Source organism: Kitasatospora putterlickiae (genome assembly GCF_039527695.1).
In the GTDB taxonomy this organism is placed as follows: domain Bacteria; phylum Actinomycetota; class Actinomycetes; order Streptomycetales; family Streptomycetaceae; genus Kitasatospora; species Kitasatospora putterlickiae.
Window position 1 is genome coordinate 34,427 of record NZ_BAAAKJ010000020.1, and the last position, 4,537, is coordinate 38,963.

A 4,537-nucleotide genomic window follows, 5' to 3' on the forward strand; every position below is an offset into this window, starting at 1 on the left:
GCCCCGCTGCCGTTTCCGGGCCGTCTCGGCATGGGGGACGTACTCATCCGCATCCCGAGACGGGCATGGAGGAGCGGGCCCGGGAATCTATACGATGAGCCCATGCGTTCCGTCGATGTGAGCACTCAGGCCCCGGGCACCCGCCTCGTGGCGCGCCTGCACATCGACCTGTGCCGGCTCGCCGGCGCGATCTGTCCCGGCACGCCCGCGCGCCAGCACTGAGCCGCCCCCGCCCCACCCGGCCCGCCCGCGGAGACCACCGCCCCGGGCCGCACCACCCTGCCGCGTCCGCTGCGGCCCACCCACCTCACGACTCGCACAGGAGCGCACCCATGGCCATCGAGGTCCGCATCCCGACCATCCTCCGCACCTACACCGACGGCGCCAAGGCCGTCGAGGGCTCCGGCAGCAACCTCGGGGAGCTCTTCCAGGACCTCGACGCCCGCCACCCGGGCATCGCCGCCCGCCTGCTGGACGGCGGCGAGCTGCGCCGCTTCGTCAACGTCTACCTGAACGACGAGGACGTCCGCTTCCTGGAGGGCATCTCCACCGCCGTCGCCGACGGCGACAGCGTCACCATCCTGCCCGCCGTGGCCGGCGGCGCCCGCTGATCACCGCCCGCCCCGTCCCGCGCACCGCCCGGGACGGGGCGGGCCGCCCGGTACCGAACCCCACCGCCGCCCGCCGGAGGACCCCTTGCGTTACGACAGCCCGCTCGAAGCCGTCGGCAACACCCCGCTGGTCCGCCTGCCCCGGCTGTCCGCCGCGGTGCCGGGCAACACCGAGGGCCTGGTCACCCTCTGGGCCAAGCTGGAGGACCGCAACCCCACCGGCTCCATCAAGGACCGCCCGGCGCTGCACATGATCGAGCGCGCCGAGGCCGACGGCCGGCTCACCCCCGGCTGCACCATTCTCGAACCCACCAGCGGCAACACCGGCATCTCGCTCGCCATGGCGGCCAAGCTCAAGGGCTACCGGATGGTCTGCGTGATGCCCGAGAACACCAGCGAGGAACGGCGCGAACTGCTCCGCATGTGGGGCGCCGAGATCATCTCCTCGCCCGCCGCCGGCGGCTCCAACACCGCCGTGCGGATCGCCAAGGAGATCTCCGCCGAGCACCCCGACTGGGTGATGCTCTACCAGTACGGCAACCCCGACAACGCGGGCGCCCACTACACCGGCACCGGCCCGGAGATCCTCGCCGACCTGCCCACCGTCACCCACTTCGTGGCCGGCCTCGGCACCACCGGCACCCTGATGGGCGTCGGCCGCTACCTGCGCGAGAAGGTCCCCGGCGTGCGGATCGTCGCCGCCGAGCCGCGCTACGACGACCTGGTCTACGGCCTGCGCAACCTCGACGAGGGCTTCGTCCCCGAGCTGTACGACGCCGAGGTGCTCACCACCCGCTTCTCGGTCGGCTCCGCCGACGCCGTCCGGCGCACCCGTGAACTCCTCCAGCAGGAGGGCCTCTTCGCCGGGGTCTCCACCGGCGCGATCCTGCACGCGGCGATCGGGGTCGGCCGCAAGGCCGCCCAGGCCGGCGAGCGCGCCGACATCGTCTTCGTGGTCGCCGACGGCGGCTGGAAGTACCTCTCCACCGGCATCTACACCGCCGAGTCCACCGAGGCCGCCGTCGAAGCGCTCCAGGGCCAGCTCTGGGCGTAGGGCGGGTCGGACACGCCTCGGCAGGCTCGGCACGACCCGCGGCGCCACCCCGCGCGCCCGCCCCCGTCCCCCCCGGCGTTCTGGTGATTCCAGCCACAGCACGGCACGGAGACGGGGGCAAAGCGCCGGTCCGCCCTTACCCTCGACAACACGCGCAGGGCAGCGCCTCCGGCCGGCATCCCCGGCCCGCTGTCATGACCAGCGGCAGCCAGGACGTGTCGGGGCGGAGGGGCTCGGATGAAACTGACCGTGGTGGGGTGCTCGGGGAGCTTCCCGTCGGCCGACTCGCCGTGCTCCAGCTACCTGGTGGAGGTGGACGGCTACCGCGTCGTGCTCGACCTCGGCAACGGCGCGCTCGGCGCCCTGCAGAAGTACGTGTCGATCTACGACGTCGACGCCGTCCTGCTCAGCCACCTGCACGCCGACCACTGCGTCGACCTGTGCGCCTACTGGGTCGCCCGCAACTACCGGGCCGAGGGCTGTCCCGACCCGATGCCCGTCTACGGCCCGGCCGGCACCGCCGCCCGGATGGCCCGCGCCTACGACATGCCGGAGAACCCGGGGATGAAGGAGGTGTTCGAGTTCCGCACCCTCACCCCCGGCCGCTTCGACCTCGGCCCGCTGCGGATCGACGTCGCCCAGGTCAACCACCCCGTCGACGCCTTCGCCTTCCGGCTCGAACACGACGGCCGCAGCCTGGTCTACTCCGGCGACACCGGCGAGAGCGCCGAACTCGTCGAGCTCGCCCGGGACACCGACCTCTTCCTCTGCGAGGCCGCCTACCTGGACGGCCGCGACACCTACCAGGCCGTCCACCTCAACGGCCGCGAGGCCGGCGAGCACGCCACCGCGGCCGGCGCCCGCCGGCTCGTCCTCACCCACATCCCCCCGTGGACGGACGCCGAACTGAACCGGCGGGACGCGGCCGCCGCGTACTCCGGACCGGTCGACATCGCCCGGCCCGGCGCCGTCTACCAGGTCTGACCCCTCACTCCACGTACGTCAGCCAGTGCCGGTAGCGCCCGTCCGCGCCGCTCACCGCCGCCTCGTAGGCCGTCCGCAGCCGCTCGGTCAGCGGACCGGGGGCGGCCGGCAGCTCCCGGTCGTCCAGCGAACGCACCGCCACCACCCCGGCCGCCGTCCCGCACACGAACACCTCGTCCGCCGCGTACAGGTCCGAACGCAGCAGCGCCTCCACCCGCACCGGCACGCCCAGGTCGCGCGCCAGCGTCAGCACGGTGTCCTGGGTGATCCCCTCCAGGGCGCCCGCGCTCGCCGGGGGCGTGCGCAGCACCCCGTCCCGGACCGCGAACACGTTCTCGCCGGTGCACTCGCTCACCGCGCCGTCCGGGCCGAGCAGCAGCGCCTCGTCGTACCCCGCGTCGGTCGCCTCCCGGCGGGCCAGCACCGAGTTCAGGTACGGGCCGGTCGCCTTCGCGGCGGGCGGCACCGTGTTCGGGTCGGTCCGCCGCCAACTGCTCGTCTTCAGCCGGATCCCGCCCCGCGCGTCCGGCAGCTGGGAGCGCCACTCCCAGCTCGCGATCGCCGTGACGGTCGGCGAGGACCGCATGTCCAGGCCCATCGCGCCGTAGCCCAGGAAGGCGAAGTGCCGCAGGTAGCACGAACGATGACCGTTGGTCCGCACCAGGTCGACCGTGGCCTTCGCCAACTCCTCCACACCGAAGGGCAGTTCCATCCGCAGCATGCGCGCACTGAGGTCCAGCCGGCGCAGGTGCTCGGGCAGCCGGAACACCGCCGGGCCGTCCGCCGTGGCGAACGCCCGGGTGCCCTCCAACACCCCCGTTCCGTAGTGCAGTCCATGGGAGAGGACGTGCGTGCTCGCCGCGTGCCAGGGCACCAGCGCGCCGTCCAACCAGATCGTCGAAGCCTCGGGAAGAGCCGTCATGGGCGCCATCCTGGCCACCGCGGCGCCGCCGGTCAGCGCCCCGGGCGCTGCCGGAACCGGCCATGACCGGGAGCGGAAACCGCCGTCTCGCAGGATGGAAACCCGGGCGGGCGGGTCCCCGGCCTCACTAGGCTGCGCCGATGGAGAGCCCCGCCGACCGGGACGCCACCCGGCTCTACGCCCGCCTGCTCGCCGAACCCGGCCGCCCGCCCGCCGAACCGCTCCCCGGCTGGGACGAACCCCGGCTCGCCGCCGCCACCGCCGAACTGCTCGCCCTCGGCCTGCTCCAGCCCGCCGCGGCCGGCCCCGTCCCGGACCACTCCGCCGACCGGGCCGCCGTCTCGGTGGACACCGCCGTGCGGCAACTGCTGCTCGACGCCGACCGGCAGGTCACCGACCTGCTCGGCGCCCTGCACCGGGCCCGCGACGCCGTCGACCGCCTGCACACCGGCTACCTGCCCGTCCAGGAACGGCACCGCGCCGGCACCGCCCTGGAGGTGGTCCGCGGCGCCGACCGGATCGCCGCCCTGCTGGAGGACGCCGCCCGCGGCGCCCGCACCGAGGCCCTCTCGCTGCGCCCCGGACAGGACCTCTCCGGCCCGGCCCTGGCGGGCAAGCTCGCCCGCGAACGCCTCGCCCTCGCGCACGGCGCCGCGCTGCGCACCATCCACCCGGCCGCCGCGCTGCGCCGCCCGGCGGTGCTCGGGCACGTCCGGGAGCTGACCGGGGCCGGGGCGCGGATCCGGGTCGCCCACTCGCTGCCGCTCTGGCTGATCGTGGTGGACGCCCGGCTGGCGATCCTGCCCGCCCCCGGCGCCGGTCCGGGCGGGGACGCCCCGGTCGCGGACGCGGCGGTGGTGGTGCGCGAGCCGGCGCTGGTCGCGCTGGTCGCCGAGCTCTTCGAGTACTTCTGGTCGGCCGCCTGGACGCCCGCCGAACTCCTGCCCGCCGCGACGGAGACGACCC

General features: G+C 74.7%; 6 protein-coding genes. 5 read left to right on the plus strand and 1 reads right to left on the minus strand.

The window, feature by feature from the left end:
* Positions 1 to 102 precede the first annotated feature (102 nt).
* From ABD308_RS02420 to ABD308_RS02435, 4 genes are all read left to right on the plus strand, one after another.
* Positions 103 to 222, plus strand: coding sequence for a putative leader peptide (locus tag ABD308_RS02420; RefSeq protein ID WP_344324734.1), 120 nt, complete (start codon positions 103 to 105; stop codon positions 220 to 222).
* Between the two features lie 110 nt (positions 223 to 332).
* On the plus strand, positions 333 to 611 hold the full coding sequence (locus tag ABD308_RS02425) for a MoaD/ThiS family protein (protein ID WP_344324737.1): 279 nt from the start codon (positions 333 to 335) through the stop codon (positions 609 to 611).
* Between the two features lie 85 nt (positions 612 to 696).
* A complete protein-coding gene (locus ABD308_RS02430; RefSeq protein WP_344324740.1) occupies positions 697 to 1,665 on the plus strand; it encodes a PLP-dependent cysteine synthase family protein in 969 nt (322 codons plus the stop codon).
* 237 nt (positions 1,666 to 1,902) lie between these two features.
* Complete coding sequence (locus ABD308_RS02435; RefSeq protein WP_344324743.1) at positions 1,903 to 2,649, plus strand: MBL fold metallo-hydrolase; 747 nt, start codon at positions 1,903 to 1,905, stop codon at positions 2,647 to 2,649.
* A 4-nt stretch (positions 2,650 to 2,653) separates the two neighbouring features.
* Here ABD308_RS02435 and ABD308_RS02440 read toward each other — a convergent pair whose 3' ends face one another.
* A complete protein-coding gene (locus ABD308_RS02440) occupies positions 2,654 to 3,571 on the minus strand; it encodes a branched-chain amino acid transaminase (RefSeq protein ID WP_344324746.1) in 918 nt (305 codons plus the stop codon).
* Between the two features lie 140 nt (positions 3,572 to 3,711).
* Here ABD308_RS02440 and ABD308_RS02445 point away from each other — a divergent pair.
* Positions 3,712 to 4,537, plus strand: an 826-nt coding sequence (locus ABD308_RS02445) for a hypothetical protein (protein WP_344324749.1), incomplete at its 3' end; no start/stop codon positions are given.